General features: G+C 65.1%; 19 protein-coding genes. 2 read left to right on the top strand and 17 right to left on the bottom strand.

Annotation, left to right across the window (positions count from 1 at the left end; translation table 11 throughout):
* Positions 1-16: 16 nt before the first annotated feature.
* The 12 genes from M5G11_RS12770 to M5G11_RS12715 form a co-directional block, all read right to left on the bottom strand.
* Positions 17-1,210 carry an acyl-CoA dehydrogenase family protein gene (locus M5G11_RS12770; RefSeq protein ID WP_273913486.1) on the bottom strand — a complete coding sequence of 398 codons (1,194 nt, stop codon included), beginning with the start codon at positions 1,208-1,210 and terminating at the stop codon, positions 17-19.
* A complete protein-coding gene (locus M5G11_RS12765; protein WP_273913487.1) occupies positions 1,207-2,379 on the bottom strand; it encodes an acyl-CoA dehydrogenase family protein in 1,173 nt (390 codons plus the stop codon). The genes M5G11_RS12770 and M5G11_RS12765 overlap by 4 nt, the downstream gene beginning before the upstream one ends.
* 1,203 nt (positions 2,380-3,582) lie before the next feature.
* On the bottom strand, positions 3,583-4,458 hold the full coding sequence (locus M5G11_RS12760; RefSeq protein WP_273913488.1) for an SDR family oxidoreductase: 876 nt from the start codon (positions 4,456-4,458) through the stop codon (positions 3,583-3,585).
* A gap of 23 nt (positions 4,459-4,481) precedes the next feature.
* Positions 4,482-5,630: an acetyl-CoA C-acetyltransferase gene (locus M5G11_RS12755; protein WP_273913489.1), complete on the bottom strand. Its 1,149-nt coding sequence runs from the start codon at positions 5,628-5,630 to the stop codon at positions 4,482-4,484.
* A 22-nt stretch (positions 5,631-5,652) separates the two neighbouring features.
* Positions 5,653-6,708, bottom strand: coding sequence for an acyl-CoA dehydrogenase family protein (locus M5G11_RS12750; protein ID WP_273913490.1), 1,056 nt, complete (start codon positions 6,706-6,708; stop codon positions 5,653-5,655).
* Positions 6,709-6,718: 10 nt separating this feature from the next.
* Complete coding sequence (locus tag M5G11_RS12745; RefSeq protein WP_273913491.1) at positions 6,719-7,885, bottom strand: acyl-CoA dehydrogenase family protein; 1,167 nt, start codon at positions 7,883-7,885, stop codon at positions 6,719-6,721.
* Between the two features lie 10 nt (positions 7,886-7,895).
* Positions 7,896-8,651 (bottom strand): enoyl-CoA hydratase family protein, encoded by a 756-nt coding sequence (locus M5G11_RS12740; protein ID WP_273913492.1) that lies wholly within the window; start codon positions 8,649-8,651, stop codon positions 7,896-7,898.
* On the bottom strand, positions 8,638-9,732 hold the full coding sequence (locus M5G11_RS12735) for an NAD(P)H-dependent flavin oxidoreductase (protein WP_273913493.1): 1,095 nt from the start codon (positions 9,730-9,732) through the stop codon (positions 8,638-8,640). Before M5G11_RS12735 ends, M5G11_RS12740 begins: the two co-directional genes overlap by 14 nt.
* Before the next feature lie 2 nt (positions 9,733-9,734).
* A complete protein-coding gene (locus M5G11_RS12730) occupies positions 9,735-10,607 on the bottom strand; it encodes an enoyl-CoA hydratase (RefSeq protein ID WP_273913494.1) in 873 nt (290 codons plus the stop codon).
* Between the two features lie 39 nt (positions 10,608-10,646).
* A complete protein-coding gene (locus tag M5G11_RS12725; protein ID WP_273913495.1) occupies positions 10,647-11,450 on the bottom strand; it encodes a CoA-transferase subunit beta in 804 nt (267 codons plus the stop codon).
* 12 nt (positions 11,451-11,462) lie between these two features.
* Positions 11,463-12,344 carry a CoA transferase subunit A gene (locus M5G11_RS12720; protein WP_273913496.1) on the bottom strand — a complete coding sequence of 294 codons (882 nt, stop codon included), beginning with the start codon at positions 12,342-12,344 and terminating at the stop codon, positions 11,463-11,465.
* 11 nt (positions 12,345-12,355) lie between these two features.
* Positions 12,356-13,255, bottom strand: coding sequence for a VOC family protein (locus M5G11_RS12715; protein ID WP_273913497.1), 900 nt, complete (start codon positions 13,253-13,255; stop codon positions 12,356-12,358).
* 100 nt (positions 13,256-13,355) lie between these two features.
* Here M5G11_RS12715 and M5G11_RS12710 point away from each other — a divergent pair, with 100 nt between their 5' ends.
* Complete coding sequence (locus M5G11_RS12710) at positions 13,356-13,571, top strand: hypothetical protein (protein WP_273913498.1); 216 nt, start codon at positions 13,356-13,358, stop codon at positions 13,569-13,571.
* Between the two features lie 421 nt (positions 13,572-13,992).
* On the opposite strand, the gene M5G11_RS12705 is transcribed toward M5G11_RS12710, so the two are convergent.
* The 3 genes from M5G11_RS12705 to M5G11_RS12695 form a co-directional block, all read right to left on the bottom strand.
* Positions 13,993-15,117 carry an LLM class flavin-dependent oxidoreductase gene (locus M5G11_RS12705; RefSeq protein ID WP_273913499.1) on the bottom strand — a complete coding sequence of 375 codons (1,125 nt, stop codon included), beginning with the start codon at positions 15,115-15,117 and terminating at the stop codon, positions 13,993-13,995.
* A gap of 129 nt (positions 15,118-15,246) precedes the next feature.
* Positions 15,247-16,431: an acyl-CoA dehydrogenase family protein gene (locus M5G11_RS12700; protein WP_273913500.1), complete on the bottom strand. Its 1,185-nt coding sequence runs from the start codon at positions 16,429-16,431 to the stop codon at positions 15,247-15,249.
* A 168-nt stretch (positions 16,432-16,599) separates the two neighbouring features.
* Positions 16,600-17,925 (bottom strand): sigma-54 dependent transcriptional regulator, encoded by a 1,326-nt coding sequence (locus M5G11_RS12695; protein WP_273913501.1) that lies wholly within the window; start codon positions 17,923-17,925, stop codon positions 16,600-16,602.
* Positions 17,926-18,251: 326 nt separating this feature from the next.
* Between M5G11_RS12695 and M5G11_RS12690 the strand changes: the two genes are divergently transcribed.
* The gene (locus tag M5G11_RS12690; RefSeq protein WP_273913502.1) at positions 18,252-18,518 is read left to right on the top strand and encodes a hypothetical protein; all 267 of its coding nucleotides are present in this window, start codon (positions 18,252-18,254) and stop codon (positions 18,516-18,518) included.
* Between the two features lie 115 nt (positions 18,519-18,633).
* Here the strand turns inward: M5G11_RS12690 and M5G11_RS12685 are convergent, their stop codons facing one another.
* On the bottom strand, positions 18,634-19,266 hold the full coding sequence (locus tag M5G11_RS12685; protein ID WP_273913503.1) for a vWA domain-containing protein: 633 nt from the start codon (positions 19,264-19,266) through the stop codon (positions 18,634-18,636).
* A gap of 32 nt (positions 19,267-19,298) precedes the next feature.
* Positions 19,299-20,306 (bottom strand): magnesium chelatase ATPase subunit I, encoded by a 1,008-nt coding sequence (locus tag M5G11_RS12680; RefSeq protein WP_273913504.1) that lies wholly within the window; start codon positions 20,304-20,306, stop codon positions 19,299-19,301.

Here is a 20,306-nt window from a genome sequence, read left to right as displayed (position 1 = left end):
GAATGACTCCTTGCGATCAGGGGCGCAGGCGCGGTTCCCGGGGCATGCCCAGGGCGCGCTCGGCGATGATGTTGCGCTGGATCTCGTTGCTGCCGCCGTACAGGGTGTCGGCGCGGCTGAACAGATACAGCGATTGCAGCCGGGTCAGCTGATACGGCGCGGCCTCGAGCAGTTCCGCCTCGGGGCCCAGCACGTCCATGGCCAGCTTGCCGAGGGCGGCGTGCCAGCTGGACCAGAACAGCTTGTAGATGGTCGCTTCCTTGCGCAGGGAACCGTCCTGCGCACCGGACAGCATGCGCAGCGAGTTGTAGCGCATCACCCGCAGCCCGCACCACGCCTCGGCCAGGCGCTGGCGCAGGACCGGGTCACGGGCGGCGCCGTTGGCCTTGGCCACGGCGATGATCTCGTTCAGTTCGTTGTGGAACTGCATCTGCTGGCCCAGGGTCGAGACCCCGCGTTCAAAACCCAGCAGCGCCATGGCGATCTTCCAGCCATCGCCGGGCTGGCCGATGATGTTGCTGGCGTCGGTGCGGGCGTCGTCAAAGAACACTTCGTTGAATTCCGAGGTGCCGGTCAATTGCTCGATCGGGCGCACGCTGATGCCGGGCTGGGCCATTGGCACCAGCAGGAACGACAGGCCACGGTGCCCGACGCTGCCGGGTTCGGTGCGGGCGATGACGAAGCACCAGTCCGATTCGTGCGCCAGCGAGGTCCAGACTTTCTGGCCGTTGATCAGCCAGTTGTCTCCTTGTTCATTGAGGCTCGCGCGGGTCTTGACGTTGGCCAGGTCAGAGCCTGCGCCCGGCTCGGAATAGCCTTGGCACCAGAAGTCCGTGCCATTGACGATGCCCGGCAGGAAGCGGCGTTGCTGCTCGGTACTGCCAAACGCGGCAATCGTCGGGCCGGCCAGCCCTTCACCGATATGTCCCATGCGGCCGGGGCCGCCGGCGCGGGCGTATTCTTCGTGGAAGATCACCTGCTGGTTGATCGACAGGCCTTTGCCACCGTGTTCCGGCGCCCAGCCCACGCAGGTCCAGCCGCCTTCGGCGAGCTTGCGTTCCCAGGCTTTGCGTTCGTGCGGGTACATATGCTCGTCGCCCGGGCCACCGCGAAAGCGCAGGGTTTCGAACTCACCGCACAGGTTGGCGGCCATCCAGTCGGCCACTTGCTGGCGAAACTGCTCGTCCTGCTCGCTGAAACTGATCTTCATGGCTGCTCCCCGATAATCAGGCTGGCGATCCGTTCCAGGTGCCAGGCGGGCGCGCCGAGGTAGCTTTCACTGGCGCGGGCGCGTTTGAAATACAAATGCGGGTCGTACTCCCAGGTGAAGCCGACACCGCCATGCAGCTGGATCGACTCCTGCGCACAGTGGAAGTACGCCTGCGAGCACTGCGCCTTGGCCAATGCGGCGGCCAGCGGCAGTTCGCGGGCGACTTGGGCATCGCCCTCCGGGTCGAGCACTTCCTGGGCGACGCAGGCGGCGTAGTAGCTCGCCGAGCGCGCGCACTCGACCTGCAACATCATGTCGGCGGCGCGGTGTTTGATGGCCTGGAAGCTGGCGATGGGGCGGCCGAACTGCTGGCGTTCCTGCATATAGGCCACGCTCAGGTCGAGTGACTGTTGCGCGCCACCCGTCTGCTCCGCAGCCAGGCCGATGCAGGCCAGTTGCAGCACTGGCTCCAGCGCCTGCCAGCCCTCACCGGCCTGGCCCAGCAGCGCGTCGGGGCCGAGGTACACGCGGTTGAAGTGCAGGCGCGCGAGGCGGCGGGTCTGGTCCATGGTGGGTAACCATTGGCGTTCGATGCCGGGGTTGGCGGCTTCGACGACGAACAGGCTGATGCCCTCCTCCCCGTGGCTAGCGGGGGTGCGGGCGGCGATGATCAGCAGGTCGGCGGTGTCGCCATCGATCACCTGGCCGTACAGGCCGTCCAGCACGAAACCGTCGCCTTCCTTGCTCACGGTCGCCTGGATGTCGTCGGCGCCCCAGCCGCTGCCGCGGGTGTAGGCCAGGGTGGCGGTCAGGCTGCCTTCGGCGATGCGTGGCAGCCAGTGGCTTTTTTGCGTTGGATTGGCGTGCAACAGCAAGGCTGGCGTTGCCAGGCAGGCGGTGGCGAAGAATGGCGAACAGAGCAGGCGGCGGCCCATCTGTTCGAGCAGCAGGGTCAGTTCGACAAAGCCCAGGCCCAAGCCGCCGTAGGTTTCGGGGATATGCAGCGCGGGCCAGCACATCTCGTTGCACAGCCGTTGCCAGAGGTTTTCATCGTAGCCGCGTGCGCTGCTCATGGCGGCGCGGGTGGCGTTGCTGGTGCAGACATCGGCGAGAAAGCCTTCTGCCGAGCTGCGGATCATTTCCTGTTCGTCGCTGAATGCAAATTCCATCGCGGCGCCTTTTACTCGATTGGCGAAGATGGCGACGAGTGTGGCGGGATGTGCGCGGGGCGGAATCGTTGGCTTTGCCTAGTCTGAATAGCCGATGTGCTGGGGGGCTTCCTATCTCTGTGGGAGCCGGTCTTGCCGGCGATGAGGCCGGTACAGTCAACACAGCACCTGTGATTGCTGCGCAATCAATCGCTGGCAAAGCCAGCTCCCACCCTGATCAGCAGCGCCCCCCGATCTAGTGTGGGAGCCGGCCTTGCCGGCGATGCAGCCTGCGCAGTCAACACAGCACCTGTGATTGCTGCGCAATCAATCGCTGGCAAAGCCAGCTCCCACCCTGATCAGCAGCGCCCCCGATCTAGTGTGGGAGCCGGCCTTGCCGGCGATGCGGCCGGTACAGTCAACACAGCACCTGTGATTGCTGCGCAATCAATCGTTGGCAAAGCCAGCGCCCACCCGGATCAGCAGCGCCCCCCGATCTGGTGTGGGAGCCGGCCTTGCCGGCGATGCAGCCGGCGCAGTCAACACAGCACCTGTGATTGCCGCGCAATCAATCGCTGGCAAAGCCAGCTCCCAGCCTGATCAGCAGCCCCCCCGATCTGGTGTGGGAGCCGGCCTTGCCGGCGATGCAGCCGGCGCAGTCAACACAGCACCTGTGATTGCCGCGCAATCAATCGCTGGCAAAGCCAGCGCCCACCCTGATCAGCAGCGCCCCCGATCTAGTGTGGGAGCCGGCCTTGCCGGCGATGCGGCCGGTACAGTCAACACAGCACCTGTGATTGCTGCGCAATCAATCGCTGGCAAAGCCAGCGCCCACCCTGATCAGCAGCGCCCCCCGATCTGGTGTGGGAGCCGGCCTTGCCGGCGATGCGGCCGGTACAGTCAACACAGCACCTGTGATTGCTGCGCAATCAATCGCTGGCAAAGCCAGCGCCCACCCTGATCAGCAGCGCCCCCGATCTAGTGTGGGAGCCGGCCTTGCCGGCGATGAGGCCGGTACAGTCAACACAGCACCTGTGATTGCTGCGCAATCAATCGCTGGCAAAGCCAGCGCCCACCCTGATCAGCAGCGCCCCCCGATCTGGTGTGGGAGCCGGCCTTGCCGGCGATGCAGCCGGCGCAGTCAACACAGCACCGGTGATTGCTGCGCAATCAATCGCTGGCAAAGCCAGCGCCCACCCTGATCAGCAGCGCCCACGATTTCCTTCAACTGCCGTACACCTTCTGCGCCGGCACCACCTGCCCGAGCAACTGCTCCACCGCAGCCCCCACCTCAGCCACCGCCCAGCGCCCCTGGTTATCCACCTGCGGCCCGCGCCGCCAGCCGTCGGCAATCGACACCTTGCCGCCCTCGACCTCGAACATCTGCCCAGTCACCGCCTGCGAGGCTGTCGACCCCAGCCACACCACCAATGGCGCCACATTCTCCGGGGCAAAGTAGTCAAAGCCCTGGTCCGGCTGCTTCATCACCTCGGCAAACACGTCCTCGGTCATCCCTGTGCGCGCCGCCGGCGCCAAGGCATTCACGGTGATACCGTAACGCCCAAGCTCCGCCGCCTGCACCAGGGTCAATGCGGCAATCCCGCCCTTGGCCGCCGCATAATTGGACTGCCCGATAGAACCCTGCAATCCGGCCCCGGAACTGGTGTTGATGATCCGCGCCGCCACCGCCAGCCCACCCTTGGCCTGCTCGCGCCAATAACGCACGGCATGGCTGGACAGGCAAAAGTGCCCCTTCAGGTGCACCGCGATCACCGCATCCCAATCCGCCTCGGTGAGGCTGGCGAACATCCGGTCCCGGCAGATGCCAGCGTTGTTCACCAGCACATCCAACCCACCAAAGGTCTCCACCGCCTGACGCACGATCAGCCCCGCGTCGTCATAACGGGTGATGTCGTTGCTGTTGGCCACCGCCACCCCGCCCAGCGCCTCGATCTGCGCAACCACCGCCTGCGCGGCCTCGCGGTTGATGTCGTTGACCACGACCCTGGCCCCTTCGGCCGCAAACGCCTGCGCATAAGCGCGGCCCAAGCCACCACCGGCGCCGGTAATGACCACTACTCGATTCTCACATTGGCGCATCGCCGCTCTCCTGCCCCGGTTGCTCACAACCGCTCGATAATGGTCACGTTGGCCTGCCCGCCGCCTTCGCACATGGTTTGCAAGCCATAACGGCCGCCACTGCGCTCCAGTTCATGCAGCAAGCTGCACATCAAGCGCGTGCCGGTTGCACCCAGCGGATGGCCCAAGGCAATCGCGCCGCCGTTGACGTTGGTCTGCTCATGGGGGTAGCCGGTTTCCTTCAGCCAGGCCATGGCCACCGAGGCGAACGCCTCGTTGATCTCCACCCGGTCGATGTCCGCCAGCGTCATTCCCGCACGCTTGAGCGCATGGGCGGTGGCCGGGATTGGCGCGGTGAGCATCCACACCGGATCGTCCCCGCGCACACTCAGGTGATGAATCCGTGCCCGCGGGGTCAGGCCATAACGGCGCAGCGCCGCTTCAGAGACGATCAACAGCGCGCTGGCGGCATCGCAGGTCTGGCTGGACACCGCCGCCGTGACCCGGTCGCAGCCGAACAGGTAATCCAGTTCGGCCATCTTCTCCAGGCTGGTATGGCGCGGCGTTTCGTCGTGCTCGACACCGGCCAACGGTACGATCTCCCGGGCAAAGCGGCCCTGCTCGATGGCCCGCAAGGCACGCTGGTGCGACTCAAGTGAATAGGCTTCCAGATCCGCCCGGCTCAAACCCCAATGCTCGGCAATGCGCTGCGCCGAGCGGAACTGCGTCGGCGGCTGCGCGCCATAGCGGCGCACCCAGCCTTCAGAGCCACTGAACGGATCAGTGAAACCCAGCGGCTCGGCAGCAGTCATTGCCGAGGAAATCGGGATCTGCGTCATGGTCTGCACACCGCCGGCAACCACTACATCCTGCGTGCCGCTCATCACCGCCTGGGCGGCAAAGTGCACGGCCTGCTGCGACGAGCCGCACTGGCGGTCGATGGTGGTGCCCGGCACGGCGTCCGACAGGCCCGCGGCCAGCCAGCTGGTGCGGGCAATGTCCCCGGCCAGCGGGCCGATGGTGTCGACGCAACCAAAAATCACGTCGTCGTATTCATGATCGGCAATGCCATTGCGCTCGACCAGCGCGCGCAACACGTGCGCGCCCAGGTCTGCACCATGGATGTGGCTCAAGCCACCCTTGCGCCGCCCGGTGGGCGTGCGCAGGGCATCGACAATATAGGCTTCAGGCATGGTCTCTCTCGCAAAGGAACAATCAGAACGTGGTGCCGGCGCCAATCGCCAGCTGGCCGTCGAACAGCGCCGCCCGCACCCGCGCCTTGTGCAGGCCGCGATCGCCCCAAACCTTGTCCAGGGCCCAGGCGCGTTTCATGAACAGGTGCAGGTCGACTTCCCAGGTGTACCCCATGGCGCCATGCACCTGAATTGCATGCTTGGCCGCCAGGGCCGCGGCTTCGGCGCAGGCAAGCTTGGCGTGCGACACCGGCACCGCCTGGCCGGGCTGGCCGTGGGCAACCGCGTAAGCGGCGCGATACAACGGCCCCTTGGCGAACTCGATCTGCACCGCGACATTGGCCATCAGGTGCTTGACCGCCTGGAACGAACCGACCGGCTTGCCGAACTGTTTGCGCTCGAAGGTGTAGTCCACCGCCAGGTCGACCATGCGCTTGGCCAGCCCAAGCAGTTGCGCTGCATTGGCCAGCGCCCCGCGATTGCACGCGGCCGCCCACAGTCGCCGCCCCTGTTCGCCTTCAGCCACACAGGTGGCGGCGCTCGGCGCCCATTCGACCTGGAACAGTTGCCGGCTCGGGTCGACCGAGGCGTTGTGGGTCAGCCCCACTGCTGCGCGCTCCACGGCATGCACCTCATCGCCATAGGGCAACAGCAGCAAGTCCGCGACATGTGCATCACTGACCAGCGGGTTGCCCGGCTCGCCGATGGCCAGGCGCGCAGTGCCTTCGGCCACCCGCGCCAGCCAGTGGTGCTTGAGCGCAGCATGGCGCTCATCCAGCCCGACCAGCAGCGGCACGCCCACCAGCATGGTTTCCACCAGCGGCTCCGGCAGCCCGGCATAGCCGCATTCCTGGGCCAGCAGGATGAAATCCAGCTCATCCATGCCCATGCCGCCGTGTATCTCCGGCACGGTCATGGCGCTAAGGCCGAGTTCCACCAGTTGCGCCCAGAGCGCATCGCAACGCCCGCCGTCGACCAGCCACAGCTCGCGCAGGCGTTCTGGGGTCACTTCATTGAGCAGAAAGCTGCGGATGTTGTCCTGAAACAGCAATTGATCGCTGCTGAAACTAAAGTCCATGGTCTGCTCCTCAGGCGCGGGGCATGCCGAGCATGCGCTCGGCAATGATGTTGCGCTGGATCTCGTTGGTGCCGGCATAGATCGGCCCGGCCTGGGCGAACAGGAAACCGTCCAGCCACTGCCCGACATCCCCCGCCGCCGGTGCCCCGGGCAGCAACTCGCCGCGCAGGCCGAGGATGCTCAGGGCGGTTTCGTGCAGGCGCTGGTCCAGCTCCGACCAGAAGATCTTGTTGGTCGAGGACTCCGGCCCGATCTTGCCGCCCTTCTCCAGCTGCGAGGCGCACAGGTAGGTCGCCAGGGTGTAGGCCTCGGCATCCAGCCAGGCACGCATCACCGCCTCGCCGATGGCCGGGTCGCGGTCGGCCGACTCGCGGTTGTGCTGGTACAACTGCACCAGGCGCCGCGCTGTTTCCTGGTAGCGGGCAGGCGAGCGCAGCATCAGGCCACGCTCGAAGCCGGCCGTGGACATCGCCACATGCCAGCCCATGCCCTCGCCGCCCAGGGCGTTCTCCACCGGCACCTTGACGTCGTCGAAGAAGATCTCGGCAAACCCCGGCAAGCCGTTCAGTTGCTCGATGGGACGCACGGTAATGCCCGGGGAATCCAGCGGCAGCAGGATGAACGTCAGGCCGTGATGGCGCTGCGAGTTGGGGTCGGTGCGGAAGATACCGAACACCCAATCGGCCCACACGGCGCGGGTCGACCAGGTTTTCTGGCCGTTGATCACATAGTGATCGCCCACCCGCTCGGCCCGCGAGCGGATCGCCGCCATGTCGGAGCCGGCACCCGGCTCTGACCAGGCCTGGGCCCAGATGTCGGTGCCGGTGGCCATGCGTGGCAAAAAGCGTGCTTTCTGCGCGTCGCTGCCGTACTCCATCAGGGTCGGGCCGAGCAGGAAGATGCCGTTCTGGTTGACCCGCGCCGGCGCGCCGGCACGGTAGTACTCTTCTTCGAAAATCAGCCACTCGATCAGGTCGCAGCCGCGCCCGCCGAGGGCGGTGGGCCAGGTGACCATGCCCCAGCGCCCTTCATTGAGGCGCGCCTCCCAGGCGCGGTGCTCGGCAAAGCCTTGCTCGGTGTCGAATGATTGCAACGGCCGGGCTGGGACATTGGCTTCAAGCCACGCCCGCGCCTCGGCGCGAAAGGCCTGTTGGGCCGCGGTGTACGTCAGGTCCATGGGCATCCCTTCAACCGGAGAATTGGGCATCGCGCTTGCCGACAAAGGCATCGCGCGCTTCCTGAGAGTCCTGGGTGCGGTAGGCTTCGAGGGTGAAGCCCTGCTCCCAGCGGTATTTGTCTTCCAGATTGCCGTCTTCGATGCCGTTCAAGGCTTCCTTGGCCAGGCGGATCATCGCCGGGCTTTTCTCGGCAATCTGCCGGGCAATGGTCAAGGCCGTCTCGCGCAGGTCTTCACGCTTGACCACCCGCTCCACCGCGCCCAAACGCCAGGCTTCGGCGGCATCGATCATTTCACCGGTGAAGTACATGTGGCGCACCTTCTGTACCGGGAACAGTCGCTGCAAATGCGCGCCGCCGCCCATGGCGCCACGGTCGACTTCCGGCACGCCGAAACGCGCGCATTCGGCCGCCACGAGGATGTCCGCCGCGCCACAAATGCCGATCCCGCCACCCAGCACGAAGCCATGCACGGCAACGATCACTGGTTTCGGGTTGCGGTGGACAGCCTTGAAACTGTCGTAATTGCCCTTGTTGACCGCGACGATCAGGTTGCCGTCGGCGGCCAGTTCCTTGATGTCGACGCCGGCGCAAAAGCCCCGGCCTTCGGCCCGGATAACGATCACCCGCACCGCCGCATCGTCGCCCAGCGCCTCAAGGGTGCTGGCGATGGCGGCCCAGCCCTGGCAGTCGAAGGCATTCACCGGCGGGCGGTTGAAGACCATCTCCGCCACGCCATTGTCGATACTCACGCTAAACGGTTTCATGCCTTTCCCCTTCTTGCGAAATTCGGCGACACAGCTCGCCCAGGCGCGTTTCGGCCTGTTCGACGATCTGCTCGATCAGTTCGGCGCAGCTCGGCAGGCTGTCGATGCTGGCGGCAATCTGCCCGGCGGGCAGCACGCCCTCGGCCGGCAGGCCTTCAACCATGGCCTTCTGGATGACCATCGGCGCGTTGGCCGCCATCAGGCTTTGCGCCGCCGTCAGTTCGCCGCTGCGGCGCATGCTCAGGGCGCTGCCAAGCAGCTGCGACAGGCTCGCGCCGCTCAGCCGGCGATAGGCCAGGCCGCTCCTGAAGGCCAGCAGCCAGCGCTTGAAACCGGCGCTGGCTTCCAGCTCATCGAGCAGTTCATTGCGGATCATGCGTTGCGGCATACCGTCGATGGCGCGGCTGACGATCACGGCAGCCGGGTCCTTGACCGCCAGATAACGCGCCAGGGTGGCGGCCGGCACCGGGCTTTCGGCGCTCATCAGAAAGCGCGTGCCCATGGCGATACCGGCCGCGCCATAGGCCAGCGCCGAGACCAGGCCATGGCCATCCTTGAAGCCACCCGCCGCCACCACCGGCACATCGAGTGCTTCAACGACCTGCGACAGCAGCAAGGCAGTCGGCACCGAACCGGTGTGCCCACCGCCCTCGCCGCCCTGCACGGTGACCGCATCGGCGCCCATCTCCACGGCCTTCTGCGCATGCTTGAGCGCGCCCACCGTGGGCATGCAGACCACCCCGGCGTCCTTGAGCCGGGCGATCATCTGTTTGCCCGGCGAGCGGCTGTAGCTCACTGCCTTGACCTGATGGCGCAGTACCAGCTCGACGATCTCGGCGGCATTGGCCTGGTACATGTGGAAATTGACCCCGAACGGCTGGTCGGTGAGGCGGCGGGTTTGCAGGATCGCCGCTTCCATCTGCGCCGGCTCGATGGTCGCGCCGGCGAGGAAGCCGAAGCCACCGGCATTGCCCGTGGCCGCCACCAGCGTCGGGTCGGCCACCCAGCCCATGGCAGTCTGGATGATCGGGTAGCGGCAGCCGAGCAGTTCGGTCAGCGGCGTCTTGAGTGACACGGCCATGCTCACGCCCCCTCCTGATTGCGTTGGGCGCGCGCCATGCTGCGTGCGTCCTGGCCGCCCAGGCGGTCGCCAGACACCAGCTCGTTGTGCGCATGGGCGAAGTGATGCAGGCCGAACACCATGTCCATGGTCGCGCGCTTGCCCATCAAGTCTTCGGCGTTGTTCACCGCCTGCTTGCTCAGTTGCAGGCCCAGGCGCGGCATCTGCGCGATGCGTTCGGCCATGGCCAGGGTGTCCTGCTCCAGCGTTTCACGGGGCACCACGCGGTTGACCATGCCCATCTGATAGGCCCGTGGCGCCGGCATCGGCTGGCCCATGAAGAGCATTTCCTTGGCCATGCGCGGGTTCAGCTCGTGCACGTGGGCGAAGTATTCGACGCCGGGAATGCCCATGCGTACCACCGGGTCGGTGAAATAGGCGTCTTCACTGGCGACGATCAGGTCGCACACCCAGGCCAGCATCAGCCCCCCGGCAATGCACGCGCCCTGGACCATGGCGATGGTCGGCTTGGGGATCTCCCGCCAGCGCCGACACATGCCCAGGTACACCTCCTGCTCGCGGGCATAGAGGAACTCGCCGCCGGGCTTGTCGACATGGTCGTACCACAGGCTGACCCGCTCGAAACTCTGGTCGACGTCCCGCCCGGGCGTGCCGATGTCATGGCCCGCGGAAAAGTGCCGGCCAGCACCGCGCAGCACGATCACCTTGACCGTGTCGTCATCGCAGGCGCGGCGAAACGCGGCATCCAGCGCATAGGTCATCCGCGAGTTCTGGGCGTTGTGGTACTCGGGGCGGTTCATGGTGACCAGGGCCACCTCGCCGCGTACCTCGTACAGCACCACCTCGGCCTCGCTGTTGTTGGGTTGTTCACTCATCGATTACTGCTCCGGCTGGGCGGGCTGGGCGAACCGGGCTCAGCGCGCGGTGCGCTGGCCGGGTGGGTTGTCTTTCAACTGGCTGGCACGCAGGTTGTGCGGGTCCAGGCGCTGGATCAGGCGCAACTGGGCGGCATCCGGGGCCGCCGTGGTCGGGCAGTTGTCCGCCACGTGCAGGGCAAAGCCGGTGTTGTCCAGCACCTCGTCCAGGCTCACCCCGGGGTGCAGCGAGCGCACCCGCATCTGCCGCTGTGGCCCGAGGAAGTCGAGCACGCACAGGTCGGTGACGATCAGGCGGATGTCGATGTCGTCCAGCGACCAGCCACGGGCCAGGCGCGCCGGGTTGTAGCCGACCGAGCTGACCATATCGACTTCGCCTTCAACGAAGACCCGGCGGTTGTGGCTGGGCACGAAGAACGAGTTGGCGTGGCTGATCGAGTTGCCGGGGAAGCCGCGCACCCCGAGCATCTGCGCCTTGGGCTTGGCGTAGTCGCCGATGCAGGAAATGTTCGCCTGGCCAAAGCGGTCGATCTGGATAGGCCCGACCAGGGCATGGCGGCGCCCGCCCCAGACGTTGTCGAAGATCCGCGAAAAGCCCATCCAGCTGTCGCGCTTGACCTGGTAGCCGTTGCGCGCGCCGAGCGGCACCGGCTCGGCGACCATGTAGGCTTCGGAATCGGTCATCAACAGCTGCGGGTTGCTGCTGAGCATGCTCAGCGAGGCGGCCAGCCGCGGGATCACCCCGATGCCGGTGGCCAGCACCTCGCCGTCGTTGCGCCAAGCTTCGGCGGCGGCGCAGATCAGCAGCTCGGCGAGGCTGTAGGGGGTTGCTGGTGTAGTCATCTCGAACCTCGCTCAGAAAACCGGCAGGGGCAGCTGGCGAATCGCGGCCAGGCCACCGATCCGTTCCAGGTACTGTTCATGGGTGCAGGTGACGAACTGCGCGACGTAGTCCGGCCAGCCTTGCTCGGCCTGGGCCGAGGCGACATAGGTCTTGAAGTGGGCGACATCGAAGCCGTACAGCGGCGCGCAGGACGACGGGTGCGCCCCGCCCGGCACGTGGGCCACCGCCGTGGTCAGGTTGCGTTCCCAGAACACCTGGTGCGCGCGTTCCGGCGCGCTGTGGAAGTAGTCGCCCTCGACCAGTTGGTCGCAGGTCACGTAGGTGTGGCGGGCGGCCCGTACGAACAGGTCGTCCATGTAGTGGTCCGGCCCGCTGATCTGGCATACGCCACGCGTATCGGCGCGGTCGACGTGGACCAGCGCGGCGTCCAGCGCAAGGGCGGGCATGGCGACCCAGTCCTTGCCATCGGCATACGGCGAGCTGACCAGCTTGATCTGCGGGTTGTGGCGCAGCACGTCGGTGCCCAGGCCAACCGCGGTCGGCAGGAATGGCACGCCCATGGCCGCTGCGCGCAGGCCGAGCAGGAGCATGCCTTCATCGATTTCCATGATCTCGATCGAGGCTTCTTGCCGGGCTTTGCGGAAGTACGGCTCAAGCGGGATGAAGTCCAGTGAAACGAAGGCGAACACCAGCTTTTTGACCTTGCCGGCGGCGCACAGCATGCCGACGTCGGCACCGCCGTAGGCGACGATGGTCAGGTCCTTGAGCTCTGAGCGCAGGATCTCGCGGATCAGCGCCATGGGCTTGCGTCGTGGGCCCCAGCCGCCGATGCCGAGGGTCATGCCGTCGCGCAGCTGGGCGACCATCTGGGCCGTGGTCATCTGTTTGTTCATGGTTGGTGTACTCATTGGCGACCCACGCTGAAGTCGTGGCCCCACTGGCTGACCACGGTGCTTTCGAAGGGGGTGTGGCGGTCCCAGTCGACTACCAGGCCATCGCAGCCGTATTCGAGGTCAAAGCCGGAGGGGGTCTTCATGTAGAACGAAACCATCTGGTCGTTGGTGTGCTGGCCGAGGGTGGCGGTCAGCTTGATGCCGTTGGCGTGCATGCGGTCCAGGCCGCGGCCGACTTCCTCGAGGTCGTGTACCTCGACCATCATGTGCACGCAGCCGTGCGGCATCGGGCATTCAAAGATCGCCAGCGAGTGGTGGCGGCCGTTGTTGCAGTGCAGGAAGTGGATGCGTTTTTCCGGTTCGGCCGGGTCGGGGGTGAAGCGTACTTTCATCAGGTCGGACAGGCCGAAGCCGAGCACGCGCTCGTAGAAGTCGCGGCAGCGCTCGAAGGTGGGGGCTGGCAGGACCACATGGCCCATGCCCAGGTCGTTGGTGACGAAGCCTTTGACGCCGATGGGCGATGCGAAGCGGGCGAAGTCCTGGCGTGGGCCCCAGAACAGTTCGTGGCGGTTGCCGTCGGGGTCCTGGAAATGCGCGAGTTCCTGCACCTGGCGCTGGCTGGCCTGGGCGGCGCTGCCGCGCTCGATGGCGATGTCGGCGTGTTGCAGTTCGCTCAGCGCCTGTTCGAAGGCGGCCTTGCCGGGCAGTTCCCAGCCGCAGGAGCCGAAGCTGTCGCGGTCGCTGTGCTGGACGAGGATGCGGTAGGTGCGGTCGTCCATTTTCAGGTAGAGCTGTTCGGTGTTGCCGGGGGCATCGCTGACCATCATGCCGAGGACCTGGCTGGCGTAGTGACGCCATTGCGCCAGGTCGGTGGATAGCAGCGTGACGTAACCCAGACCGCGGATGTCCATGCGTGTTCTCCTCGCGTTGATCGGAAGGCTGATGGAGGAGGATTTAAGCGGGTTCGGCGAGGGGCAACATCGTCCGATGGGACTAGCGGGAGAGGCTTGCATGGCAGGCAATATCTGCCTGGGTGCCGGTGCGGGCCAAATCGCCGGCAATGCCGGCTCCCACAGGGATCGAATTGCGCGGCTGAATCTGTGGGAACTGGCCTTGCCAGCGATCAAGTGCGCAGCACTTGCCGGGCAAGCACTATCTATCCGGGTGCCAGTACGGACCATATCGCCGGCAATGCCGGCTCCCACAGGGATCGCCCTGCACCGCTGAATCTGTGGGAACTGGCCTTGCCAGCGATCAAGTGCGCAGCACTTGCCGGGCAAGCACTATCTATCCGGGTGCCAGTACGGACCATATCGCCGGCAATGCCGGCTCCCACAGGGACCGAATTGCGCCGCTGAATCTGTGGGAACTGGCCTTGCCAGCGATCAAGTGCGCAGCACTTGCCGGGCAAGCAATATCTATTCGGGTGCCAGTACGGGCCATATCGCCGGCAATGCCGGCTCCCACAGGGATCGAATTGCGCCGCTGAAACTGTGGGAGCTGGCCTTGCCAGCGATCAAGTGCGCAGCACTTGCCGGGCAAGCACTATCTATCCGGGTGCCAGTACGGACCATATCGCCGGCAATGCCGGCTCCCACAGGGATCAAACTGCACCGCTGAATCTGTGGGAACTGGCCTTGCCATACCGTTATTGCTTGTTGCGGAAATGCGGGATCACTTTCTCGCCAATATTGCGCAACGTCTCCAGTTGCGCCCACTGCGGCACCGTACCCATCTGGCAGATGAACAAGATCTCGTCCGCCCCGGCGTCCACCAGCCGCTGCACATAACCAATGCAGTCCTCGACCGTGCCATAGGCATGGTTGGGGTTCATCATCGCCATGGTCGGGTCGGAGAAGTCGACACTCACCTCCTCCGATGCAAAGCGCGACTTGATCACGCTCTGCCCGTTACCATCGACAAAGGTGTCATCCTTCCACTTCTCCGGGTCCGGACGCTCACCACCGCCATACCAATACCCCAGCGACTCCATGAAGTAGCGCTGGCCACGAATGCCAATGCGCCGAGCCAGGGCGTTGTCTTCCAGCACAATCGCCGGGCACAACGCAGCAACATGCCGGTTCGGACGGAAGCCCACCTGCTGCTTCTCATCGCGCGAATCCCAGGCCGCGTGGTACACCTCGACCTTCTTGGCAATCTCTTCCGGGCCACCAAAGCCCAGCACCAACGCGCCCATGCCACGACCACCGGTATTTTTCAGCGACTCGGTATTGGTGCACGCCAGGTACATCGGCGGGTGCGGGTCCTGGTACGGCTTGGGATGGATCGGACGCTTGGGGATCTGCACGAAATCGCCATGGTGCTCGATCTCGTCCTGCACGAAGATCTTCGGAATCAGGTACATCGCCTCGTCAATCTGCGGCTGCAAGGTCGCCAGGTCATAGCCAAAAGTACCCGCCTCCTGCTGCGTGCCCCCCTTGCCCACACCAAAATGCACCCGGCCCTTGGACAGCAGGTCCAGGGTGGCAATACGTTCGGCCACCTTGACCGGGTGGTTCATTGCCGGCGGCAGGCACACCACGCCATGGCCGATACCGATGCGCTCGGTCTTGCCGGCAACGAAGGCCAGCACGGTTTCTGGCGCGGACATGTGCGAGTAATTGCTCAGCGCCGTGTGCTCCACGCACCAGAAGGTGTCAAAACCCAACTTGTCGGCCAGCACGGCCTGCTCGACGGTTTCGTCGAAAATCCGCCGGTCGCCTTCGCGGCTGGAGTCCACGGTTTGCGCTTCGTAAATCAATGAGAATTTCATGCTTGATCCTTGTTCTGTTATCGACTCGGCCGGCACACGAAGCCCACGCCTTGCCGCCATGCTCCGGGATCGCCGGGCCGCTCGAATCACGCAAACGGACTAGCCGGTTTTGACGGCCCGGCAATCGTTTCAGAGGAAGAAGTCGCTGCTGTCCTGGCCCATGCTCACCCCACCGAGGTTCCAGGCGTACTTGGCCGGGTTGTTGGCAACGTGGGCACGGCCGGTGTGGATGTCGCGGAAGGCGCGGTTGATCGCATGGCTGCGGAAAATGGTCGAGGCGCCGCTGTTGAACATCAGCTCGGCCACCGCCTTGGCGCACTTGTCGGCCACCAGGGCCGAGTCGTAGCGCATCTTCACCCGCGCCTGCATGTCCAGCGGCTCAGCCTGTTGCGCGGCGGCGAACATGCGCTCGAAGTTGCGCAACAGCACGGTCTTGCATTCATCGACGCAGACCATGGCGTTGGCCAGCGCGGTCTGTGCGGCGGGGTCCTGGAGCATCTTGCGCCCGTCGTTGACGCCGACGCGCGCGCGGTTGTGCGTGACGAACTGGTCCACCGCGCCCTGCAAGGCGCCAATCGCGGCAGACGAAACCGCACGCACGAAAATCTGCCCGAACGGCAGGCGGAACAACGGCGCGGTATTGACCGCGTTGCCCGGGCTGTTCTGCATGAAGCCGTCCAGCGCGCGGTGGGTGCGGTATTCGGGGACGAAGGCACTTTCCACCAGCACGTCATGCGAGCCGGTGGCTTCCAAGCCCATGACGTTCCAGTTGTCGAGGATCTGGTAGTCGCTGCGCGGCACCAGGAAGGTCCGGTAGTCCGGCGCCCCGCCCGCCTCTGCCGGCGGCACCAGGGCGCCGAGGAAGGCCCACTGGCAATGCTTGCTGCCCGAGGAGAAGCCCCAGCGCCCGCTGAGGCGGAAACCACCGTCGACCCGCTCGACCTTGCCCACCGGCATATACGACGAGGAGATCAGCACACTCGAGTCGTCACCCCAGACATCCTGCGCGGCGCGGTCGTCGAACAGCGCCAGTTGCCAGTTATGGATGGCGATGACGCCCAGCACCCAGGCCGAGGACATGCAGCCCTCGGCAAGGGTCATCTGCACGTCGAAGAAGTCTTTGGGCTCCAGTTCATAGCCACCCCAGCGGGCGGGTTGGAGGATGCGGAAGAAGCCGGCTTCGTGGAAGGCCTGCAAGGTTTCGGCGGGCAGTTGGCCGAGTTGTGCGGCCTGCGGGGCGCATTCACGCAGGACCGGCACCAGTTCGCGGGCGCGCTGGGCCAGACGCTGGCGTATCAGGTCTTGATTGGGCATCTTGGTGGTTCTCCTCTGATCACCCCGTCCGCCGGGGCGCGCGTGCTGCGAGGCGTCCAGCCGCCTCCATCGCGCATTCAAGCAAGCCGAAGCTGGCTCGACATACCTCAAACGGACCATGTGATCGAGGAACTCACGGCAGGTGACTACTCTCCCTGCCCATACCCCCTAGCGAATCTGATGCTTGTGCAACAACCGGTAAAACGTCGGCCTGGAAACCCCCAGCACCTTGGCGGCAATACTCAGATTGTCGCTGTGCCGATTAAGCACATCGCACAGCGCCTGCCGTTCGGCGCGGTGCTTGTAGTCTTCGAGCGTGCCCATGGGCGCGGCTTCGCTGATCTGCCCTTGCAGGCCCAGGTCCTGCGCCTCGATCTGCCGCCCTTCGGCCAGCACCAGGCCACGCCGCACCCGGTTGGCCAGCTCGCGCACATTGCCGGGCCAGTCATGCTTGCCCATGGCCATCAAGGCGTCTTCACTGAAGGTGCGCGGTCGCCGCCCGGTCTCCAGGCTGTAGAAGCGCGAAAAGTGGCTGGCCAGCATCGACAGGTCGCCATGCCGGTCACGCAGGGGCGCCGTCACCACCTGCAATACATTGAGCCGATAATACAGGTCTTCTCGAAAACGTCCGGTGGTGATGGCGCTTTCCAGGTCCACGTGGGTCGCCGCCAGCACCCGCACATCCACCGCGATCGGCTGGCTGCCACCGACCCGCTCGATATGCTTTTCCTGGAGAAAACGCAGCAAGTTGGCCTGCAACTCCAGCGGCAGGTCGCCAATTTCGTCGAGGAACAGCGTGCCGCCATTGGCCGCTTCAATGCGCCCGACCTTGCGCTGGTGCGCTCCGGTAAACGCGCCTTTCTCATGCCCGAACAGCTCGGACTGGATCAGGTGCTCGGGAATCGCCCCGCAGTTGATCGCCACGAATGGCTTTTCATTACGTTGCGACTGGCGGTGCAAGGTGCGCGCAACCAACTCCTTGCCGGTGCCGCTCTCGCCGCGAATCAACACCGGCGACTCGGTCGGCGCCAGCTTGCTGAGCAGTTTGCGCAATTCGCGAATGGGCCGGCTTTCCCCCAGCAGCTCGTGCTCCGGCTCATCGACATGCACCGTACCCTTGCCACGCAGCCGCGCCATGCCGAAGGCCCGGCCCAGGGTGACCTGCACCCGCGAGACGTCAAACGGCAAGGTGTGGAAGTCGAAAAACCACTCGCAGACGAAATCACCGACGTTCTGCGTGCGCAGTTCCTGCGGGCTGAGCACGGCGATCCACTCGGTGCCGCTGCGACTGATCAGGTCCTTGACCGCATCGGGGTGCTGCAGGTGTGACGCCTGCAAACGCAGCAGGCCAACGTCACAGGGATACTCCAGGGCAGTCGCCAGGGTGCAGCTGTGCACATCCCAGCCGACACTGCGCAGGCCAGGCAACAGGCGGTGGCAGTCGTCGCAGGGGTCGACGATCAATAGGCGGCGGTTCGGTACGGGTTCAAGCATGACCTTTTCCTTGGCGCCAATTATTGGAAAAGTTAGTAGAAACAGCATGTTGGCGAGCCCGTTTGTAACAGTAGCAACGAACTTGGCGACGCCCACTACCGTCTGTCTGTAAAGACTGGGGTGGATCAGCAGGCCTGGGAATTTTCCTGTTAATTCAACGTCAGAGGCGCAGGGAAAAACAGCATTTTTCCGACGTTCGAAAAAATATTTTGCAGTACTGTGTGACTCGACCCCAACTATCGGGCATCAGTACAAGTAACTCACCGCAGTGGCGTAGCCCGCGCGGTAACTTTTTCAATGTTTGGGACCACAGAGAGACCGAACCCATGAATGCTCCGCTGCGTGTCAACGAAGCACTGCTGATTGCCGACCACGCCTTCGAACCTTTCCAGTGTGTTGCCTGGGATGCGCCTAATGGCACTGGCGAAATCAGCCTGTCCGTGATTGACCGAACCAGCACCCGCATTGGCAGCAAGCAAGTGCCAAGCAGCACCTACTCAGACCCTGCACAATGGGCCCACCTGATCGAGGAAGTGCGTGCGGAGTTGAGCCAGAAAGGCTACGACTTGCAACCGTGGACAATGCCGAAGTAACTTTCCCGGCAAACTTTGTCACATAAAAAAGTGCACCTCAGGGTGCATTTTTTGTTGCCGGTAACATTAGCGGATGGCGCACTGCGACATTAGGCCGCACAGTAAGCCGGTGAACTTAACAGCCGGCGAAGTGTTGCAGATGGCGATAGTCCGCGCCTAATTCCTCGGCCAATTGCTGGGCCCGGCCCAGGCGAATCGGTGAACTTTCCATGTCGACCAGCAGGCTCTGGCAAGGCATTGGCGCCAATCTTTCCCAGGCTTTTAGCCGACCATCGGTCAACACCAGGCAGCGTTGCTGCTCATCCGGATAGCGCTTTTGCCGCTCAAGTAGCCACTGCCGCGCCTGCTCGAGGGCGGCCAGCAACGGCGTGCCGCCGCCTGCGCCCAATTCTGCCAGCCAGGGTTGCAACGCGGCAGACGCCTTGAGGCCATGCCGTTGCCAACGCGGCGCGTTGCCGCTCGCGGTCAGCAGCGCCAGGCGCGCGCGGGCGCGGTAGGCCTGGTCGAAGAACTCGGCCAGCAGACCCTTGGCCTGGCTCAATGCCTGATGGCGCCGGGTAGAGGCAGATGCGTCGACAATGACCAGCCACAGCTCACCTGTCGACGCCTTGCGCTGTACCCAACTGAGGTCGCTGCGGCTGCGCGGTCGGCCCTTGAGCAACGTGGCCGGCCAGGCCACCTTGCCCTGGCTTGCATTACGTGCACGACCGCGCGTGCCTTGCTCCTGATTCCCCGCCTTGGGCCGCACATCCGCCCCCTGGCGCGAGCGTGGGCGGATGTTCAGGGCTTTTTTGGCCAGCTCGGCACCTCGCGCCGGGCACCGACCGCGACAGCTTGCGCGGCCATCTCGCCCCACTGCCCCGCTGCATCACCAGGTGCCTGCGCCGGCTGGCCGGCCTGCCCGCTCGGTGGCTGCTGCGACGATGGGCCTTGCGCAGGCGCCTGGCGCCGGTGACGCAAGGCAAACTCGGCCACCGCTTCGATGTCCTCGCCTTCTATCTGTGCGGCGCCGCGCCAAGCGGCATGCGCCCGCGCAGCGCGCAACCAGACCAGGTCGGCGCGCAGCCCATCGACACCGGCTGCAAAACAGCGCTCGGTAATCTGCGCCAGTGCAGCATCATCCAGAGGAATCTGCGCCAGGCGGTTGCGCGCCGCCTGGCACTGGCTGCGCAATGCCGCCTGGGCCGGGGCCCATTGCGCGCAGAACGATTCCGGGTCGGCATCGAAATCCAGGCGCCGGCGGATGATCTGGCCACGTGCCTGCGGCAAGGGTTGCCCATGCAACGCCACATTCAGGCCAAAGCGGTCGAGCAATTGCGGACGCAGCTCGCCTTCTTCCGGGTTCATCGTGCCGATCAGCACGAAGCGCGCATTGTGCCGATGGGAAATACCGTCGCGCTCGACCCGGTTGGTGCCGCTGGCGGCGACATCCAGCAAGAGATCGACCAGGTGATCCGGCAGCAGGTTGACCTCATCGACGTAGAGCACGCCGCCGTCGGCCTTGGCCAGTACACCGGGTGAAAACTGTGCCCGGCCCTGCCCCAGCGCGACATCCAGGTCCAGGGTGCCGACCAGGCGCTCTTCGCTCGCGCCCAATGGCAAGGTGACAAACGGCCCCTCGCCGAGCAGGTCGGCCAGGCCACGGGCCAGCGTACTCTTGGCCATGCCGCGCGGGCCTTCGATCAGTACGCCACCGATCTTCGGGTCGATGGCCGTCAGGCACAGGGCCAGCTTCAGCTCATCGGCACCTACCACGGCGGCCAGCGGGAAATGCATTGGTTCGCTCAT

It is taken from the genome of Pseudomonas fontis (assembly GCF_028656955.1).
Classification (GTDB): Bacteria; Pseudomonadota; Gammaproteobacteria; order Pseudomonadales; family Pseudomonadaceae; genus Aquipseudomonas; species Aquipseudomonas fontis.
Note: the sequence above shows the minus strand (reverse complement) of the source record. Positions and strands in the feature narration are given on the sequence as shown.